Origin of the sequence: Caldisalinibacter kiritimatiensis (assembly GCF_000387765.1) — a bacterium.
Lineage (GTDB): Bacteria > Bacillota > Clostridia > Tissierellales > Caldisalinibacteraceae > Caldisalinibacter > Caldisalinibacter kiritimatiensis.
In genome coordinates, this window is the sequence record NZ_ARZA01000269.1 from 1 (window position 1) to 18,177 (window position 18,177).

Sequence of the window (18,177 nt, forward strand, 5' to 3'; positions counted from 1 at the left end):
ATTTAAATAAATAAAATGCAGTATTTATGCGAGTTGTAGAGTTCTGCAACGAGCTATAATATACAGATTATGGGGGGATGTACATGAGGAAAAGGTTATACTTAAAAAGCATTGAAGATAATTTAGCTAAGGATATGTGGGGGGATGTTAGAAAAAAAGAAATAATATTTTCAGGTTTATCTTACTATGAATGTGACGTTTACAAAGGATTTATATGTAATGATAAAAAGTTTAACATCGCACCACGGCTGAAGAAAAAACTTAATCCTATGATTATATTGGAAGTATATAGGGTAGGGAAAGAAAGATTTATATTAGAGAGAACTAATAAAAGTGAAGAGATACCACCAAAGGTTTTAAAAAAATTTAATAATGAAGAATATGAGGAAAGGATAAATATATACGCCTTTACAGAGAGTTCAATGAACATATTAAAATATTATCATACCGAAATATTAGATTATATTTATAGAAATAATTTAGATAATAGTAATAAATATAGTACACTATTATCGTATAAAAGGAATGTACTAAATGAAATAGTTAAGTATTTAGCATTAAATGCGCCAGAATTTGTGAAGGAAAGAGATAAACAGAGAGCAGAAAATTATCTAATGGAATTACAAGAAATGAAATTAAACAGAATAGAAAATGAGAAAAGTAAAAAAAGAAATAAAATTATAAAAGATATAGAAAGAGTCAATGATGAAATAAAACAACGAATGGAAATGCTGTGTGTGTAAATAAAGCGGTCCATAGGGACCGCTTTATTCATTTATGTATAATATTCCTATTGTTTTTGGACCACAGTGACTAGATATAACACATCCTGCATTTGTTATAATTACCTCTTTAGCATTTGTATTTTCTTCCAATTCCTTTTTTAAATACTCTGCTTCTTTTTCAGAACCTAAAGAATGGGTTATCATAATTCTTGAAGGGTCTATATTATCTTTATTATTTAATACAGTATTAAGCATTATCTTTAAGGCTTTCTTTTTTCCTCGAGGCTTTTGTCCTAATATCATTTTACCATCTACTACTTTTACGATTGGTTTGATTTTTAGCATACCTCCAAAGAAACTTTGAAGTGCATTACATCTACCGCCTTTATATAAATAATCAAGGGTATTGATAACAAATTCAGTTTTTACTTTAGGAGCTAATTCTCTTAATTTATTAGCGATTTCTTTAATACTCAAGCCTTGGTTTGCATAGTCACAAGCTTTTAAAACCAGTAGTCCTACACCAGTAGACAGATTTAATGAGTCAACAATTTCTATTTTGTTTTCTGGAAAATTACTTGCAGCAAGTATAGCATTTTGCATTGTGGTAGATAATTTTGATGATATAGAGATATAGATTATATCGTATCCATCATCAATATTTTTTTTAAATACATCATAAAAATCACTAGGAGGAGCAGCTGAAGTTTTGGGTAAACTACCAACTTTATCAACTGTTTCAAATAATTCTTTTGGCTTAATATTAACGCCGTCTTTATATGATTCATCATCAAATGTAACATATAAAGGTATTACTGAAATGTTGTTTTGTTTAATAAGTTCAGGACTTAAGTCGCATGTACTATCTGTAATTATCTTTATTTTACTCATTTTAGTTCCCCCTTAGTTTATGTAAAAGAATAATCTATTATAATAATACTCTAAATATAATAAAAATAAAAGAGTTAAAATAAAGAAAAAGATTGATATATTATCTTATTTTTAATATATTATTAGTATATTATATATGTAGTTTAGAAAGTGAGGAGATATGATTATGAAAATTAAAATAGTAGCTGATAGTAGCTGCGATTTAAATGAAAAATTGAGTGAAAAGTTAAATATAGACTTAGTGCCTCTAAATATAAGAATAGGTGATGAGAACTATATTGATGATGAAAACTTAGATTTAAGAACGCTTCTAAATAAAATGAATAATAGTAGATTGGCCCCACAAACGTCAAGCCCATCTCCACAAGCTTTTATTGAAAAGTTTAAAGAAAAAGAAAAAGTTTTCGTTGTTACATTATCTTCAGCACTTAGTAGCACATATAATAATGCTGTGTTAGCCAAAAGTATGATTTTAGAAGAAGTAGAAAATAAATTTGTTCATGTATTTGACTCTTTAAGTGCTTCAGTAGGAGAAACACTTGTATGTATGAAGATATCTGAGTTAGCTGAGAATAATTTAAATGAATTAGAAATTGTAGAAAAAGTAAACAAATATATAAAGGATATGAAAACATTTTTTGTTTTAGAATCACTAGAAAACTTAATTAAAGCTGGTAGAATGAGCAGATTAAAAGGCCATATTGCATCAGCTCTATCTATAAAACCTATTATGGGTGGTAATGATGAAGGAAAAATTAAGTTAGTAGATAAAGTTAGAGGTTCAAAACGAGCTCTTAGAAGGTTAGTTGAAATTATAGGAGAACAAGGAGAAAGATTAGAAGAAAAAGTATTAGGTATAGCACATTGTAATTGCTTAGAGAAAGCACAAAAAGTTAAAGAAAAAGTTGAAGAAAAATATAATTTTAAAGATATAGTGATAGTAGAAATGTCAGGGTTAAGTAGTGTGTATGCAAACGAAGGAGGAATAGTTATTGCTTTCTAAAAAAACCATGGGAAAATCCCATGGTTTTTTTGAATTACATTGTTATAACATTTTATTAACATAAAAAAGGTATAATAATGTTGGAAATTATAATACAAAAGTTCTAAAATTGAAGTAACTTTATTACATAATACGTCTAAATATAATGCATTAATAAAAATACATTATATATTAGCGAAAAGAAATGTTAGTGGTGAAACAATATTGTTGAAAAAATGTTAATTAGTGTTACAATTAGAGTTAGGAATTTTAATATAATCTTGATTTTGATTTGCATATTAATATAGAGATAAAATAAACTTATTGATTTATGGGATTATACTGACTATAATATGTTATGCCCAGCCTATAAAAAGAATGAGAATAATAGATATTATATTTGAGTTTGAGGGGGGAGAATATATGAATAAAATCTTGATATTTACAGCATCTACAGGTGGAGGTCATAATCAAGTAGCTAAATCGTTAGAAAGTGAGTTTAAGGCTAAAGGATATGATGTTGTAAAGCTTGATGTTTTAAAAGAGATAAGTAAAGTGCTAGATGTTTTAATAGCAGATGGCTATAGAGTATTGGCTACTAATATGCCTAAGATGTATGGTGGATTATATAAGATAAGTGATAAAGAAAGAATAAACAATAGGATAACGAAATTATTTACTAAAATAACAAGTGATAAAGTATATGATATTATAAAGAAAAATTCTCCAGATTTAATTATAGGAACCCATCCTTTTATAGTAAATGTAATAGGAAGGCTGAAAGAAAATAGAAGAATAAATTTACCGTTTATTTCAGTAGTAACTGATTTTCAAGCACATCAGACATATATAAACAAACATGTAGATGCTTATATAACTGGTAGTTGTTATACAGAAAAAAGCTTAATAAAAAGAGGGATTCCTAGAGAAAAAATATACCCATATGGAATACCTGTAAGAAGAGAGTTTTTACAATCAAAGTCAACACAGAGAAGAAAAAAAGATAAATATTTTACTGTATTATTGATGGGTGGAAGTATGGGTGTAAAATCTATGAAAAAAGCATTAAAAAATCTTGTGAAATGTACACATCCTCTGAGGATTATAGCTATATGTGGAAATAATCAAGCTTTAAAGAAAAGTATTGAAAAGAAATATGTAAGTACTTATAAGGATAAGAAAATATTTGTTTATGGTTATACTCAGAAAGTTCCTCAATTAATGGATGTATCAGATATAATAATAACAAAACCAGGAGGAATTACAGTTTCTGAGTCTATTATAAAAAATATACCGATGATTATCCCATATTATATTCCAGGACAAGAAGAAGAAAATGCTCAATTTTTAGTTGATTCAGAAGCTGCTATTAAAGTAGATGAAATGAAAGAAATAGGTTATGTTATTGATTATTTAATAGAAAACCCTGAAAAATTAGAAGAAATGAGAAATAACATGAAAAAGATAGCTAATACTCATTCTTTAGACAGTATTTTAGAATTATCAAACAGACTTATTAAACAATATAAATATGAATGGGGAATAGCAAATGAAGGATAAATGTGATATTTTAATTTTAACAGCAACATTTGGACTTGGACATATATTTGTTTCTAAAGCAATAGAAGAACATATAAAGTCTATAGATAATAATATAAGAGTAAATATAGTTGATATTTTTGAAATAACTAACCCGAAGTTATATAAAGGTGTATATAAAAGCTATGAGCTACTTATAAAGACAAGTAGCAAATTATATAATTATTTTTACTATAAGAAAAGTGATAGTGAAAAGTTTCAGATGGAAGATATATTTTATAAGTTATATTTACCTAAGCTTGCAAAATACATTTATGATGTAAGACCTAAAGTTATAGTATCTACGTTTCCTATGTGTTCGGGTTTTGTTTCAAAATATAAAGAAGAATATAAACATGATATTCCTCTTATCACTTGTATAACTGATGTAGTGGATAGTTGGGAATGGATTTATGAATATACTGATAAATACATGGTAGCTACAGAAGAAATTAAACAAAGACTTATAAAAAAAGGGATAGACGAAAATCTTATAGAGGTAACGGGTATACCTATAAGAAAAGGATTTTTAAGTAGACAGAAGTCATTACACATTATGAGAAAATATGGGATAAAAGACAATGATTTTGTTATTATGATGATGGGTGGAGGTATAGGATTATTACCAGATGATAAAGAGTTTTATTATTGGTTAGATAGATTAAAGGAAACTAAAACCTTAATTTTAACAGGTAAAAACTATGATTTATATAAAAAGCTGAAGAAATTTGATGACTTACAAAGTGTAAAGGTACTAAAATATACAAAAAATATTTATGAGATAATGTCAATTGCTGATATTCTTGTATCTAAGCCAGGTGGAGTTACTGTATTTGAAGCTATAGCCTCGCAATTACCAGTAATTGTATATAGACCTGAACTCGGACAAGAAATAGAGAATGCTAAGTTTATTAAGGCTCAGAAGATAGGTACAATTGTAAATGACTTAGATCAGCTAAAGTATAAGTTAAATATTATTTTAAATGATAAAAAGTATATAAATGCTTTATCAAATAACATAGCAAACGTAAGTAAAAATATAGATATGAATAAGTTATCTAATAGAATTTTAGAATTATGTAATGGTAGAAAAAAAGATGGATTTTATATTTACAATAAGAAAAAGTATTATGAAATTAGCTAGAGAAAAGAGGATGGTATATGACTAAAATAGTATTGATAATCTTAATGATTTTTATAATGTATGCTATAATACCTAATTTTTATAGTAGAAATATTAGTAAAAATGTATTAAGGAGATTTGATAATACTAATTACTTAGCTTTAACATTTGATGATGGACCAGACCCTAAGTATACGCCTGAACTTCTAGATTTGCTGAAAAAGAATGAGGTAAAAGCTACCTTTTTCTTAGTAGCAGATAAAGCTTATAAAAATAAAGAGTTAGTATATAGAATGATTAAAGAAGGACATGAAGTGGGGTTACATTCATTAAAACACAAAAGTGCATGGTTAACTACTCCTTTACAGACTAAATATAATTTTGATAGGTCCATCGAGATATTTAAAGAATTAGGTATTAATATAAAGCTATTTAGACCCCCTTGGGGAACATTTAATTTATTTACACTATACTATGCAACCAAGTATAGACTTAAAACTATATTTTGGACAAAAGAAGCTAAGGATTGGAGTAGAAAAACTACCGTAGAGCAGATAAAAGACAGAATAATTAACAATATTAATAATGGTGATATAATAGTACTTCATGATAGCAACGGAGCTGAAGGAGCACCTAAAAGAACTATTGAAGCTGTTAGAGATATAATACCTAAGCTTAAGCATGATGGATATGAGTTTGTAACTATTAGTCAAGGAATGGGTGGTGTAGAATTTGAACAAGATAGTCAGATATATATTTAGTTTATTTGAAAAAACGGTAGTCAAAGTTAATGGATGGAAGCACATACCCAATTCACCAAGAAAATTTATGTATGTAGTTACACAAAAATATAATGGTAAAGATATTCAATTGTCCGATGGCACCATGGTTACTAAAGGGGATTTTGTAGCAGAGTTTCATATTGATAATTTAAAGATGAACCAAGTAAAAAATGACTTAAAGAGTATTTTTCGTTATTTAGATGAGGAATTAATAGCTTTAGCTGAAGCAGCTATTACTCATGAAGAATTTAAAAATATAAAAGCATATTATGGTAGAACTGTACTACATCCAATAGCTAAGAAACGAGATTTTACGATAATAGATGTAGAAAATAAAAAGTTCTTTTTAAAATTTTGGGATAATCTATTAAAGCTTGTCTTTCAAAGCAGTAATAGCAAAGGAACAAAGAAATTTAGGGACCCTAAAGAGTGTTGGATATCTAAGGAACAATTAGGTAGATTTTTGAGTAAGAAAGGCGATTATAATGAAAAAGAAAACAATTAATTATCTTGTAGTGATTTTACTTATAAGTATAACAGGATGGATAATATTGTCTAGTGAAAACCTGGCAGATATACCGAGCCTTTTGTTAAGGACGAATAAGATTTATTTAATGTTAGGGTTATTGTCAATGGTAGGCTTTTGGTTTTCTGATGCCTTAATAATTAGAAGTATTTCAAGAATGGTGAATGTTAAAGGAAATATAGTTAACTCTTTAAAACTAACAATGATAGGTCAGTATTATAGTGCCATAACACCTTTTGCAAGTGGCGGTCAGCCAGCACAGATATATACTATGGTAAATAACTCAATACCTGTAGGGCAAGCGACTTCTATAATGATTAATAAATTTATAATATATCAAACCATTGTAACTTTTTACTCGATTTTTATGTTTATTTTAAAAGTAGGCTTTGTTTATAATAATATAAAACCTGCACTGCCTTTTGTTTTAATAGGTTTGATTTTAAATTTGATAGGTATAATTACAATTTTTGCATTGTTTTTTAACTATAAGATTTTAGAAAAAGCTCTGGTTTTAGTTTTAAAAATAGCCAATAAAATAAGAATTATAAATAGTGTAGAAAAATATAGGGTTAAAATAGACCAACATTTAGAAGAATATGTTATGAGTATAGAAAAAATTAAGAAGAATAAATTTGTGGCACTAAAGGTATCTTTAATTACAGTTGTACAATTAACTTTTTATTTTAGTGTAACATATTTTGTTTATTTGGCGTTAGGGTTTTCTAAGGCTTCTTTTATAGATATAATATCCATTCAATCATTACTGTATATGGCAGTATCTTTTATACCTACTCCTGGAACTGTTGGAGCCTCTGAAGGTGGATTCTACATTTTGTTTAATGTGTTTTTTGCAAAGAATGTTTTAGTTTATGCAATTTTATTATGGAGAATGATAATTTATTATTTTAACCTTTTTGTTAGTGGAATTGTTACGTTGGTTGATTATTTAACAAGAAAAAATAAAAGAATTATGCTAGAGGAATAGAAATATAACAGAAACCTAAAAAAGATGTTGTTCCTCTAGCGGAGCGAGCTATGCTCGCTTTTTTATATACTTAAATTTCCAAAGAGGTAAGATACCACATGGTGTATAATAGAAATACATAATATTTTTTTACATTAATAAGTTTTGAATAGAGGTGGAATTATGATATTTCAAATGTTAGGTGATTTAGCTAATAGAGTCGGTATAATAATAGTTATAGCATTTATTTTGTCAAAAGTTAAGATATTCAGAAAATTAGTTTCTAAGAATAAAATTAGTTATTTAGATAAGCTAATATTTTCAATTTTCTTTGGAATACTAGGTATAATAGGAACTTATTCGGGTATATATGTAAAGGGAGCATTGGCTAATTCAAGGGTTATAGGAGTTTTTGTTGGAGGACTATTAGGAGGACCTTGTGTAGGGATTACTTCAGGTATTATTGCTGGCCTTCATAGATGGGCCATTGGAGGGTTTACAGCTTTATCATGTGGTATTTCTACAATTGTAGAAGGAGTATTAGCCGGTCTTGTAAGTAAAAAATTTTACAAAAGCAATAATAAATTATCATACTCATTAATTATGGGAGCAATTGCTGAATGTATACAAATGATAATAATTTTAATAATAGCTAGACCTATTTCAGCAGCAACAGAGTTGGTAAGCTTAATTGCAATACCTATGATTGTAGCTAATTCTTTAGGGATTGCTATATTTATTGGGATAATAGAAAGTATATTTAAAGACCAAGAAAGAGCAGCAGCAATCCAAGCACAAAAGGCCTTAAGAATTGCAAATAAAACATTAAAATACTTAAGAAAAGGCTTTAATGAAGAAACAGCGTATAAAACAGCTAAAATTATTTATGATATGACGGATGTTAAAGCAGTTGCTATAACTGATACAGAAAAGATTCTAGCTCATGTAGGTATAGGAGAAGACCATCATAGAACTGGCGATAACGTGAGAACAGAATTAACTAAGGAAGTTATTAAAACTGGTAAATATAAAGTGGCGAAGTATAGTAATGAGATAAGCTGTAACTTTGACAATTGTAGATTAAAATCAGCTATAATAGTTCCTTTAAAAGAGAGAAATATTACTGTAGGGACTTTAAAATTATATAAAACAGCAGAAAATTCTATTTCTCAAATAGACTTGGAATTAGCATTAGGACTAGCTTCTTTATTTTCTAACCAAATAGAATTAAGTAAACTTGAATATCAGGAAGAATTATTAGCTAAAGCAGAACTAAAGGCATTACAGGCTCAAATAAATCCTCATTTTTTATTTAATGCTATAAATACCATAGTATCTTTTGTTAGAACAAAACCTGATAAAGCAAGGGAATTGTTATTGCATTTAGGGTCATACTTTAGGAAAAACTTACAACAGGGTGTGGATGAAGTAGATTTAAAGAAAGAGATAGAACATATTAAATCTTATTTAGAAATAGAAAAGGCTAGGTTTGATGATAAGTTAGATGTTAATTTTCATATAGATAAAGACATCAAATGTAAACTACCACCTTTGATTCTACAGCCTATTGTTGAAAATGCTGTAAAACATGGGATATTACAAAAATTAGAAGGTGGTACGATTGACATTTGGGCTAAAGATAAGGAGAATGGAACTGAACTAATTGTACAAGATGATGGAATAGGAATGAGTGAACAGTGTCTTCAAAAAATATTTAATAATGACAAAAATAAAGGTTCAATAGGATTAGTAAATGTTAATAATAGATTAAAGAATAAATATGGCGATAAGTATGGATTACAAATTGAAAGTAAAGTAGGGCAAGGAACAAAAGTAACAATGTTAATTCCAAAGGATAAGGGGGCAAACTATGATAAGATGTTTGATTGTTGATGATGAGAGCCCAGCAAGAGAAGAATTAATGTATTTGTTAAATGAATATGAGGAATTAGAGATAGTGGGTACTGCAAAACATGGAATAGAGGCAATAGAGTTAAATGATAAGTTAAAGCCTGACGTTATTTTTCTCGATATTCAAATGCCTAAGGTCGATGGTATTGAAGTTGCAAAGGAAGTTATTAAAAGTACAAATGTACCTTTAATTATATTTGTTACGGCATATGATGAATATGCAATCCAAGCATTTGAATTAAATGCTATTGATTATCTTTTAAAACCTGTATCTCAAGAAAGACTTGATAAATCTATAAATAAAGTTGAGGAAAGACTTGATAATATTTCGAATGAATACGAGCAAAAATTAAAAAAGTTATTGAATGTAATAACAAATAAAGAAGATAAAAATATTAAAAAGATTTGTTTATATAAAAATGGAACGATTGTTCCACTAGATATAAATAAAATAATTTATGCAACAGTTGAAAATAGAAATACGGTTATCTTTTCAGTAGAAGGGAAATATGAGTATTCTCATACATTAAGCGATTTAGAGGAAAAGCTTAATTTATCAAATTTCTTTAGAAGTCATAGAAGTTTTCTTATCAATTTAGATTTCATTGAAGAAATAGAACCATGGTTCAATAGTACCTATCAAGTAAAAATGAAACAGATAAATGAAAAAATACCAGTAAGTAGAAAACAAGTAAAAGAGTTTAAAAATATAATGAATATAACTTAAATACATTTCATACAAAAATATTGCATTTCAGACACAAAAACATGTAATTCATCATTATTTTACCCTCCAATAAGTAGATAAGAGTTATAATGCCGTTAGAAAAGAATAAAAGGAGGGTAAAATATGGTATCATTTTTAAGTTCTATTGTGATTTTGATTTTAGGCTACTTAACTTATGGTAAATTTGTGGAAAAGGTTTTCGGTGTTGACGAAAAAAGACCTACACCAGCAGTATCTATCAATGATGGTGTGGACTTTGTGCCTCTTAGTTGGCCAAGAATTTTCTTGATTCAGTTCCTTAACATTGCAGGTTTAGGTCCAATTTTTGGTGCGGTAATGGGAGCTTTATTTGGACCAGCTGCTTTTATATGGATTGTACTTGGAAGTATTTTTGCAGGTGCAGTACATGACTATTTTTCAGGAATGCTATCAATAAGACATGACGGTAAAAGTATTTCGGAGATTGTAGGAATTTATTTAGGTGAGAATGCAAGAAAGATAATGAGGGTATTTTCAGTTGTACTATTAATATTAGTAGGTACAGTTTTCATGACAGGACCAGCTCAATTACTAGCTAATTTAAAATTAGCCGGATTAAGCAGTATGAGCATTTGGTTAGCAATTATAATAGTATATTATTTCTTAGCTACTATATTACCTGTAGATAAGGTTATAGGAAAAATTTATCCATTGTTTGGTGCTGCTTTATTAATAATGGCAATTGGTATAGGAAGTATGTTAGTAATTAAAGGTTATAATATACCTGAAATAGCATTAACAAATATGCATCCTGACGGATTACCAATATGGCCTATGTTATTTGTTACAATTGCTTGTGGTGCTATTAGTGGGTTCCATGCTACTCAATCACCAATGATGGCTAGATGTTTACCTAACGAAAAATATGGACGTAGAGTATTCTATGGTGCTATGATTTCAGAAGGTATTATAGCATTGATATGGGCTGCAGCAGCTATGACTTTCTTTGATGGTGGAGTTTTAGGATTAAAAGCAGTGGTAGCTGAAGGAGGAGCAGGTGCAGTAGTAAGTGAAATATCAAGTAGTTTACTTGGTCCTATCGGTGGAGTACTTGCAATGCTTGGAGTTATCGCTTGTCCTATTACTTCAGGAGATACGGCTTTTAGAAGTGCTAGATTAGTAATAGCAGATGCAGTTGGAGCTGAACAAGGTAAAACAAAAAATAGATTAACGTTAGCTATACCTATATTTGCGATTGGATTTATCTTAACAAGGATTGATTTTAGTATCATATGGAGATATTTTGCATGGTCTAATCAGACTTTAGCTATGATTGTATTATGGACAACAGCTGCATATTTAATTAAGAGTAAAAAACTACATTGGATTGCAACTGCTCCAGCAACATTTATGACAGCAGTAAGTATAACTTATATACTACAAGCTCCAGAAGGATTTAGTTTACCAACAACTATTTCATATCCAGTTGGAATTGTTGCAGCAATCACAGCGTTAATATTATTTATGAAAAAGTTTGGTAAAGATAATAAAGCTTTAGAAAAAGCTAATGCATAAATAGAAAAAGACTTCCCTTTTGTGGGAAGTCTTTTTTATTTAATAAAAAACTAGTACCAAGTATCTAGAACCTAAAAAACCTTGCTGCTTTTTAATATTGAAGATACAACTAAAGTGTGTTAAGGTAATATTAAGAATTGCTGCCAATAATGTATAATTATAGTTAAGGAATGTTGATTAACAAAGTAAATAGGAGGAATACAAAATGAACGGAATTTATCTTCAAGGTGGAGGAGCTAAAGGTGCTTTTCAAGCAGGCGTTGTTTATAGATTACATGAAAAAGGGGTTAAGTTTAATGTCTTAGCAGGAACATCTATAGGAGCAATAAATGGATATTATATATATACTGATAACTTTGAAAAACTTAAAGAAACTTGGACAAATATAGAACCTGGAGATGAAAAAATATCGGGTAAAGTTATTGAAAACGAAAGTGTCATAAATATATTGAAAGATTTAAAAGGAAAGAATAATAATGTAAAAGCATATTATGTGAATTATGTTGAAGTTAAAGGAAATCAGATAGAAGAAGTTATAGTGGATGTGACTAAACAAAATAAAAATGAAGGGATAAATTCTGTAAGATACAGTTCCCTATTGCCCTATAGATTTGATGAAGAAAAAACTTTAAGTGAAATAGTAAAAGATTTTAATACACAAAGAGTATTTGGTGAATTTAAAGAAGACTTAGTTAATGGAGTTTATGATGGCTATAAGTTAGATGGAGGCATATTAAATAATAATTTGCTTAGTCCTTTTGTGAATGACAAAGTAGATAAATTATATATAGTATCTTTGAATAATCAGTACAAAGTTCCAGATTATATATTAGATATTTATAATACAGAAGATATTCAGGTTATTAAACCTAAAACAGAAATAAAACCTGGGAATACTTTAAGATTTGAAAAGGAGTTTTGCACAAAACTATTTACTGAAGGATATGAAATTACCAAGAATATAGTATAGTTATATAAAATATCCCCTTCGAGTTAAGCTATAGGAATATAGTAGATATAACGGTAATATGTAACAAGAGGAAAAGAAGAGATGTCATTGAACTGTATAAATAACTAAATTATTAAGAGGGGGACTGAGATGAGTACTTCTAACAAAGTATTAGAAAAAGTAATACAGAAGAAATTTAGTGAGCATTTAGAAGCGAAGAGAGAAGGTAGAGATTATAATTTTAAAGCAGAGTTGGTTAAGGAGCTTAAAGAAGCTACTAAGGATTTAGAAGTAGATGCTTCAAAAGAATTACCTAAATTAAGAAAATTAATAGAACAGTTAAAGGAATAACATTTTATTAATACATAATTATAGATGTCCAACGAGGACATCTTTTTTTTACTCAACTATTTCACGGTAGCTATATTTATACATATAATAATATGAGAAAGTATAAAGGGGATTTATTATGGCGGGTGATAGTTTTTATCCAATTAACAAAAAGTTAGCGAAAATTTTTTCAACAGAAGTATTTAAAAAGCTGTTGAATGCAGATATTATAGAAATAGCTCAGTTGAATGCTGCTATTTCTTTGCTTATAAAGGCCAATATAGACTTTGATGTAATATTTGAGTCTGGTACAAGAAGGGAATCCCCTACTGCAGTTTTAACAATATATGTTACACCAGTTAGAACAATAAATCTAGAATTTGTTTTTGGACCTGAACCGGGCTTTTTTTAATACATGGAAAAAAGAGACTCTTTACTCGTATAATATTCCTACATTACAAATAGAGTATATTAAGAATGGCTATAGGAGGGAATATTATATGGGTGTATATAGACCGATTTGTCTTCCAACTATACCAAATGTTTTAGGTGGAGAAGATGGTTTTTTTCAAAGTGAAGAAGGGAAGATATATTATACAGAAAAAGGCAAAGGAGAGGCTTTATTATTAATACATGGTATTAATGGAGGAGCATCAAATTTTACTTGGAGAAAAAATTTTAATGAATTATCTAAAAACTATAAAGTTTATGCTATAGATTTACCTGGATTTGGTAGGTCAGAAAAGAATCCGATAAAATATACTTCTTCAGTATATTGTAGAGCAATACTTGAATTTATTCAAGAAAAGATAAAAAGACCTTGCTATATCATTAGTAGTGGACTATCGGCAGCATATTCCTTTTTTATTGCTTTTTATGCTTCAAGATGGGTTAAGTCACTAGTACTTATTACTCCATCAGGGATTAGGAGCAATTCTAGCATACCCTGTGAGGCAAGTTTTACAACTTATAATATATTTACAAGTCCAGTATATGGTGATGCTGTATATAATTCTTTTATTTCTATTAGGAGTGTAGAGTATTTTTTAAAAACCTTCATATATGAAAACTTAAAAAATGTAACTCCTTTTGTAATAAAATATACCTTTGGTGCTGCACATCAATGTCCTAATGCTAAGTATGCTCCTGCTTCCTTTGTATCAGGATTTAGCAATATAAACATAGTACCCTTTTTATCTAGTATAAAGCAACCTGTACTTATCGTTTGGGGGGAAAAGGCGAAGTTAAGTAGTGTACAAAATATATATGATTTTAAACAATTAAATCCATTGTTCAATACATATATTTTTAAAAAAAGTGGATTAGTTCCTCAAATAGAAGAAGCACAACAATTTAATAATTTAGCAGTAAAATTTTTTAGACAAAATTAGAATCTATTTAGATATAAACACTTTCACCAGTTTGTTTAAAATTACATAAAATATAATACAAAATAAAGAATGGGGTGAAAGTAGTGAATAATTATCCTTATAATAATATGCCTATGCCTAGGAGGATGCCTTCTACGAACAGACCACCAAATATGCCTCCTATGAATATGCCAATGCAAGTATCTTGTATAGACCCTTTTGTAGTTGATACTTTGATGAGTATTATAGGTAAAAAAATAATTGTTGAAACAGTAAGGGGTTCTATACAAGGAAAATTAGCCGATGTTAAACCAGACCATATCGTATTAAAAGAAGTATGCGGTGGAGATTCAGTTTTCTTTATTAGAATACAGGAAATAGTTCATATAATGCCAAATATTGATTAACAGTTGTAGTGAGTTAAGGAAAAATTTCCTTAACTCACTTTTTAGGTTATTATTTTTTAGTACTTTAATTAGTACTAGTATTTAGCAAAGGCTAGTAGGTAAAATCCAATAGTCAACTTAGTTTTGTAATTTTGTATTTCTACTACCCAGTATCAAGTACCTAGCACCTATAAGTAAATTTAGCTGATTTTTATTTATAAGACTCTATAACTATTTATATTTTAGGTAATTAGGTGTATTATTGGATTAGAAGGAACTAGAACTGGATGGAGGTACTTATGAAAAGTAATTCTAAAATAGGTGTATATACAAAAAAATGTATTCGTTGTAAAAAATCTATAGATGCAAATTCAATTCGACCTTATTGTGATGATTGTTATAAAATTATAGAAGATACATTTGAGACTATAAGAAAATATTTAAAAGAATTTCCAGGAGCAACTGCTTTTGAGATAGAAATGGAAACAGGGATTCCGTATCATGTCACTAAAAGATTTGTTAGGGAAGGTCGTTTAGTAGAAATTCCCAATGAATACGTCAATATTGAATGTAAAAGATGTGGTTGTCTTTTACTTTCAGCACATTATAAATATTGTCCGGAATGTAGAAATGAGTTAAAGAAAAATTTAAACAAAGCAAAAACAGAAATATTAAATAATTTTAATCAGCAAAATAAAGGAAAAATGCATATTACTCACATGAGAAGTAGTAAAGTATACTATACTGATAAAAAAGAATGGTAATATTTAAAATGAAAGTAGATATTTATTGGATGGAAGGCACTTTGAAAAGAAGTGTCTTTTTTAGTGCATTAATTGAAGGAACTGAAAACTACAATTTTACACTCTCTACTTTTGTCGAAATATGCTATAAATATGCTATAATATAGTATGATAGAACTAAACTATAAGTAAAATTTACTAATAAAATAAATTGACCTAGATAAGGAAACGGAGTGGTTAAATGAATAAATTTTTTAATAAAGTTTTAAACTCTAGAGGATTGCGGTTAAGATTTGTTTTAGTTTTAATTTTGCTAATTTATTTACCAATTCTTTTTTATATTTATTTTATATATACTCATACATTAAATGTTGTAAAACAAGAAAAAATAGATACTTCAAAACGAGTGCTTATAAAGACTACAGAATCAATAGAATTAAGTTTTAGTGATATTTCTGAAAAGGTGAGTTCATTTACTAATAATATGGCAATAGGAGCTTCAATAGCAAGATATCATACAGTAAAGAAGAAATATCAAGACTATTTTGACAATTACATACAAGAAAGAATGTCAAACATAGTTAAAGAAAATTATCATATAGATGAAGCTATTTGTTTTACTAATGATAGGCGTATTTATAAAGTTAACAATACATTTAAAGTAGATAAAGAGAAATTTTATAACGGAGAAATATATAATCAAATGGTGAGTGCAAAAAAAGACGAGTTATGGTTTAATGTTAAACCTGATTGGCTTGTTAGTAAAGATAAGAAAATTGAAGAAGAGAAACTTATCATCGCCAGAAAGATTTATCATATAATTCCTGAAGGCTCTAAGGAAGACAAAGCAGGGATGAAGGATTATGTTGTGGGATACATTTTAGCTTTTATAAATAAAGATAAGATAATGGAATTGTATAATAAATCAACTTTAACACCAGATAATGAGCTGGCTATATGCGACGAAGAATTTGAACCTGTTATTTATAAGTCTTTACATACTATAACACCTAATTTGAAAGAAAGATTAGATTATGTAACTAAAGGGCCAGTAATGAAAGAATTAGAACTAAATGATATTGACTATCTTTTGGGGGTTTGTGCGATTAAGCCTTTAAATTGGTATATTGCTAGTGCTATACCTATTGAAAGTCTTATGGGGGAAACAGAAAGGGGAGTAAAAGGAAGTCTCTGGATTATAGGGTTCATTAGTATTATAGTGTCAATTTTTATAATTATTGAAATTCTAATATTGTCACGTATAATCACTGATAAAGAAATGGTAGCATATAAATTAAATGTTACACAGCAAGCAAATGAAAAACTTCGAATGTATAAACATGATTTTATGAATCACTTACAAATTATACAGGGATTAATACAAATGGGACAACCTAAACGGGCTTTAGATTATTTAAAAAGGGTTTCAAATGAAGGTAAATCTATACATCAGAATTATGAAATAGGCATTCCAGAGCTTGAAGCAACAATCAATACAGCTATTAATGAAGCCAAAGAATATGGCATAGAGGTTGTTCTTGATGTGGTCAAAATATCTAAAGAATTACCAATTAAAACTTATGATTTGACAAAAGTTATATCAAATCTTATTAAAAATGCAATATATGCTTTAATACACTCAAATGATGAACATAAAGTTCTAAAGATAAAGATAGATTATGATTTAGGTAACTATGTTTTTGAAGTATTTAATAATACACCTATTATTACAGAAGATATAGGACAAAAAATCTTTAATAAGGGATTTAGTACAAAAGGAAAAGAAGGAGACGGGTTAGGACTTTATATTGTTAAGAAAACAATAGAAAAATATGGAGGTAAAATAGAATTAGTAGTTAAAGAAGATGGTAACCATTTTATAATTACAATTCCTGATACTATAAGTGAATAGAAATAAATATAAAGACCCTGATTGAAAATTCAGGGTCTTTATATTTATTTTATATACAATATTTTTAATTTCAAGAAAATTACAAATAAAGTTGAAAAATAGGTAAAAAAAGTTATAAAATATAAGTATAAATTAGTAAAATACAAACTAAACTTTTACTAAATAGGGGTGATAAAAAATATAAGGGAATAAAAATATAATATTAAAAAGGGGATGATTTAGACTATGAAAACGTTAGTTGTGTATTATTCATTAGAAGGGAATACAAAGTTAATTGCTGATACTATAGCAGAAGAGATTAATTGTGATGTATTAAGATTAAGGCCTAAAAAAGACATACCTAAAAAAGGTTTTCTTAAATTTTTCTTAGGTGGAATGAATGTAGTATTCAATAAAAAACCTGAATTAGAACCATATAATAAAAATTTTGATAAATATGATTTAATTGTTTTTGGAAGTCCTGTTTGGGCAGGTTCATACGCACCATCCTTTAACACTTTATTTTCACAAGTATCACTTAAAGATAAAAAAATTGCACTCTTTTCTTGTTATGGAGGAAGAGAAGGTAAAGTTTTCGAAAAGTTTAGTCACAAATTACAAGGTAACGAAGTGATTGGTCAAATTGGTTTTATAGAACCTAAGAAAAATAATATAGATGAAAATACAGATAAAGCAAAACAGTGGATACATCAGCTAGTTAAATAAAATAGAACATCATATT

Annotated in this window: 19 protein-coding genes; 18 read left to right on the forward strand and 1 reads right to left on the reverse strand. The window is 28.2% G+C overall.

The genetic code is table 11. The features are described from left to right. The first annotated feature begins 83 nt into the window (after positions 1-83). The gene (locus L21TH_RS12260) at positions 84-743 is read left to right on the forward strand and encodes a hypothetical protein (RefSeq protein WP_006317001.1); all 660 of its coding nucleotides are present in this window, start codon (positions 84-86) and stop codon (positions 741-743) included. Positions 744-767: 24 nt separating this feature from the next. On the opposite strand, the gene L21TH_RS12265 is transcribed toward L21TH_RS12260, so the two are convergent. Further along, on the reverse strand, positions 768-1,616 hold the full coding sequence (locus L21TH_RS12265; protein WP_006317002.1) for a DegV family protein: 849 nt from the start codon (positions 1,614-1,616) through the stop codon (positions 768-770). A gap of 166 nt (positions 1,617-1,782) precedes the next feature. On the opposite strand from L21TH_RS12265, the gene L21TH_RS12270 reads away from it, so the two are divergent. The 17 genes from L21TH_RS12270 (at position 1,783) to L21TH_RS12350 (ending at position 18,161) form a co-directional block, all read left to right on the forward strand. Next, on the forward strand, positions 1,783-2,619 hold the full coding sequence (locus tag L21TH_RS12270) for a DegV family protein (protein ID WP_006317003.1): 837 nt from the start codon (positions 1,783-1,785) through the stop codon (positions 2,617-2,619). 402 nt (positions 2,620-3,021) lie between these two features. Further along, entirely contained in the window at positions 3,022-4,158 is a 1,137-nt protein-coding gene (locus tag L21TH_RS12275) for an MGDG synthase family glycosyltransferase (protein ID WP_006317005.1), read from the forward strand. Further along, positions 4,148-5,320, forward strand: a complete 1,173-nt coding sequence (locus tag L21TH_RS12280; protein WP_006317006.1) for an MGDG synthase family glycosyltransferase — start codon at positions 4,148-4,150, stop codon at positions 5,318-5,320. The genes L21TH_RS12275 and L21TH_RS12280 overlap by 11 nt, the downstream gene beginning before the upstream one ends. Before the next feature lie 17 nt (positions 5,321-5,337). Further along, entirely contained in the window at positions 5,338-6,060 is a 723-nt protein-coding gene (locus L21TH_RS12285) for a polysaccharide deacetylase family protein (RefSeq protein WP_006317007.1), read from the forward strand. After that, positions 6,032-6,586, forward strand: a complete 555-nt coding sequence (locus L21TH_RS12290; protein WP_034430140.1) for a YkoP family protein — start codon at positions 6,032-6,034, stop codon at positions 6,584-6,586. The genes L21TH_RS12285 and L21TH_RS12290 overlap by 29 nt, the downstream gene beginning before the upstream one ends. Continuing rightward, a complete protein-coding gene (locus L21TH_RS12295; RefSeq protein WP_034430143.1) occupies positions 6,567-7,595 on the forward strand; it encodes a lysylphosphatidylglycerol synthase transmembrane domain-containing protein in 1,029 nt (342 codons plus the stop codon). The genes L21TH_RS12290 and L21TH_RS12295 overlap by 20 nt, the downstream gene beginning before the upstream one ends. 162 nt (positions 7,596-7,757) lie before the next feature. After that, complete coding sequence (locus L21TH_RS12300; protein WP_006317010.1) at positions 7,758-9,467, forward strand: sensor histidine kinase; 1,710 nt, start codon at positions 7,758-7,760, stop codon at positions 9,465-9,467. Then, positions 9,445-10,212 carry a LytR/AlgR family response regulator transcription factor gene (locus tag L21TH_RS12305; RefSeq protein WP_006317011.1) on the forward strand — a complete coding sequence of 256 codons (768 nt, stop codon included), beginning with the start codon at positions 9,445-9,447 and terminating at the stop codon, positions 10,210-10,212. Before L21TH_RS12300 ends, L21TH_RS12305 begins: the two co-directional genes overlap by 23 nt. A 123-nt stretch (positions 10,213-10,335) precedes the next feature. After that, positions 10,336-11,766 carry a carbon starvation CstA family protein gene (locus tag L21TH_RS12310; protein WP_006317012.1) on the forward strand — a complete coding sequence of 477 codons (1,431 nt, stop codon included), beginning with the start codon at positions 10,336-10,338 and terminating at the stop codon, positions 11,764-11,766. A 205-nt stretch (positions 11,767-11,971) separates the two neighbouring features. Then, the gene (locus tag L21TH_RS12315; protein WP_006317013.1) at positions 11,972-12,736 is read left to right on the forward strand and encodes a patatin-like phospholipase family protein; all 765 of its coding nucleotides are present in this window, start codon (positions 11,972-11,974) and stop codon (positions 12,734-12,736) included. Positions 12,737-12,865: 129 nt separating this feature from the next. Then, the gene (locus L21TH_RS12320; protein WP_006317014.1) at positions 12,866-13,066 is read left to right on the forward strand and encodes a hypothetical protein; all 201 of its coding nucleotides are present in this window, start codon (positions 12,866-12,868) and stop codon (positions 13,064-13,066) included. A gap of 118 nt (positions 13,067-13,184) precedes the next feature. Continuing rightward, positions 13,185-13,457 carry a hypothetical protein gene (locus tag L21TH_RS12325; RefSeq protein ID WP_006317015.1) on the forward strand — a complete coding sequence of 91 codons (273 nt, stop codon included), beginning with the start codon at positions 13,185-13,187 and terminating at the stop codon, positions 13,455-13,457. 88 nt (positions 13,458-13,545) lie between these two features. Then, the gene (locus L21TH_RS13910; protein ID WP_006317016.1) at positions 13,546-14,436 is read left to right on the forward strand and encodes an alpha/beta fold hydrolase; all 891 of its coding nucleotides are present in this window, start codon (positions 13,546-13,548) and stop codon (positions 14,434-14,436) included. An 83-nt stretch (positions 14,437-14,519) separates the two neighbouring features. Then, on the forward strand, positions 14,520-14,822 hold the full coding sequence (locus L21TH_RS12335) for a YuzF family protein (RefSeq protein ID WP_006317017.1): 303 nt from the start codon (positions 14,520-14,522) through the stop codon (positions 14,820-14,822). 278 nt (positions 14,823-15,100) lie between these two features. Next, on the forward strand, positions 15,101-15,565 hold the full coding sequence (locus L21TH_RS12340; RefSeq protein ID WP_006317018.1) for a hypothetical protein: 465 nt from the start codon (positions 15,101-15,103) through the stop codon (positions 15,563-15,565). A 220-nt stretch (positions 15,566-15,785) separates the two neighbouring features. Then, positions 15,786-17,456, forward strand: a complete 1,671-nt coding sequence (locus L21TH_RS12345; protein WP_034430146.1) for an ATP-binding protein — start codon at positions 15,786-15,788, stop codon at positions 17,454-17,456. Positions 17,457-17,681: 225 nt separating this feature from the next. After that, positions 17,682-18,161: a flavodoxin family protein gene (locus L21TH_RS12350; RefSeq protein WP_006317025.1), complete on the forward strand. Its 480-nt coding sequence runs from the start codon at positions 17,682-17,684 to the stop codon at positions 18,159-18,161. The last annotated feature ends 16 nt before the right edge of the window (positions 18,162-18,177 follow it).

What these genes read in the sequence shown, in the direction of transcription:
- L21TH_RS12260 (WP_006317001.1), top strand. Translation starts at nt 84, where the DNA reads ATGAGGAAAAGGTTATACTTAAAAAGCATTGAAGATAATTTAGCTAAG.
- L21TH_RS12265 (WP_006317002.1), bottom strand. Translation starts at nt 1,616, where the DNA reads ATGAGTAAAATAAAGATAATTACAGATAGTACATGCGACTTAAGTCCT.
- L21TH_RS12270 (WP_006317003.1), top strand. Translation starts at nt 1,783, where the DNA reads ATGAAAATTAAAATAGTAGCTGATAGTAGCTGCGATTTAAATGAAAAA.
- L21TH_RS12275 (WP_006317005.1), top strand. Translation starts at nt 3,022, where the DNA reads ATGAATAAAATCTTGATATTTACAGCATCTACAGGTGGAGGTCATAAT.
- L21TH_RS12280 (WP_006317006.1), top strand. Translation starts at nt 4,148, where the DNA reads ATGAAGGATAAATGTGATATTTTAATTTTAACAGCAACATTTGGACTT.
- L21TH_RS12285 (WP_006317007.1), top strand. Translation starts at nt 5,338, where the DNA reads ATGACTAAAATAGTATTGATAATCTTAATGATTTTTATAATGTATGCT.
- L21TH_RS12295 (WP_034430143.1), top strand. Translation starts at nt 6,567, where the DNA reads ATGAAAAAGAAAACAATTAATTATCTTGTAGTGATTTTACTTATAAGT.
- L21TH_RS12300 (WP_006317010.1), top strand. Translation starts at nt 7,758, where the DNA reads ATGATATTTCAAATGTTAGGTGATTTAGCTAATAGAGTCGGTATAATA.
- L21TH_RS12305 (WP_006317011.1), top strand. Translation starts at nt 9,445, where the DNA reads ATGATAAGATGTTTGATTGTTGATGATGAGAGCCCAGCAAGAGAAGAA.
- L21TH_RS12310 (WP_006317012.1), top strand. Translation starts at nt 10,336, where the DNA reads ATGGTATCATTTTTAAGTTCTATTGTGATTTTGATTTTAGGCTACTTA.
- L21TH_RS12315 (WP_006317013.1), top strand. Translation starts at nt 11,972, where the DNA reads ATGAACGGAATTTATCTTCAAGGTGGAGGAGCTAAAGGTGCTTTTCAA.
- L21TH_RS12320 (WP_006317014.1), top strand. Translation starts at nt 12,866, where the DNA reads ATGAGTACTTCTAACAAAGTATTAGAAAAAGTAATACAGAAGAAATTT.
- L21TH_RS12325 (WP_006317015.1), top strand. Translation starts at nt 13,185, where the DNA reads ATGGCGGGTGATAGTTTTTATCCAATTAACAAAAAGTTAGCGAAAATT.
- L21TH_RS13910 (WP_006317016.1), top strand. Translation starts at nt 13,546, where the DNA reads ATGGGTGTATATAGACCGATTTGTCTTCCAACTATACCAAATGTTTTA.
- L21TH_RS12340 (WP_006317018.1), top strand. Translation starts at nt 15,101, where the DNA reads ATGAAAAGTAATTCTAAAATAGGTGTATATACAAAAAAATGTATTCGT.
- L21TH_RS12345 (WP_034430146.1), top strand. Translation starts at nt 15,786, where the DNA reads ATGAATAAATTTTTTAATAAAGTTTTAAACTCTAGAGGATTGCGGTTA.
- L21TH_RS12350 (WP_006317025.1), top strand. Translation starts at nt 17,682, where the DNA reads ATGAAAACGTTAGTTGTGTATTATTCATTAGAAGGGAATACAAAGTTA.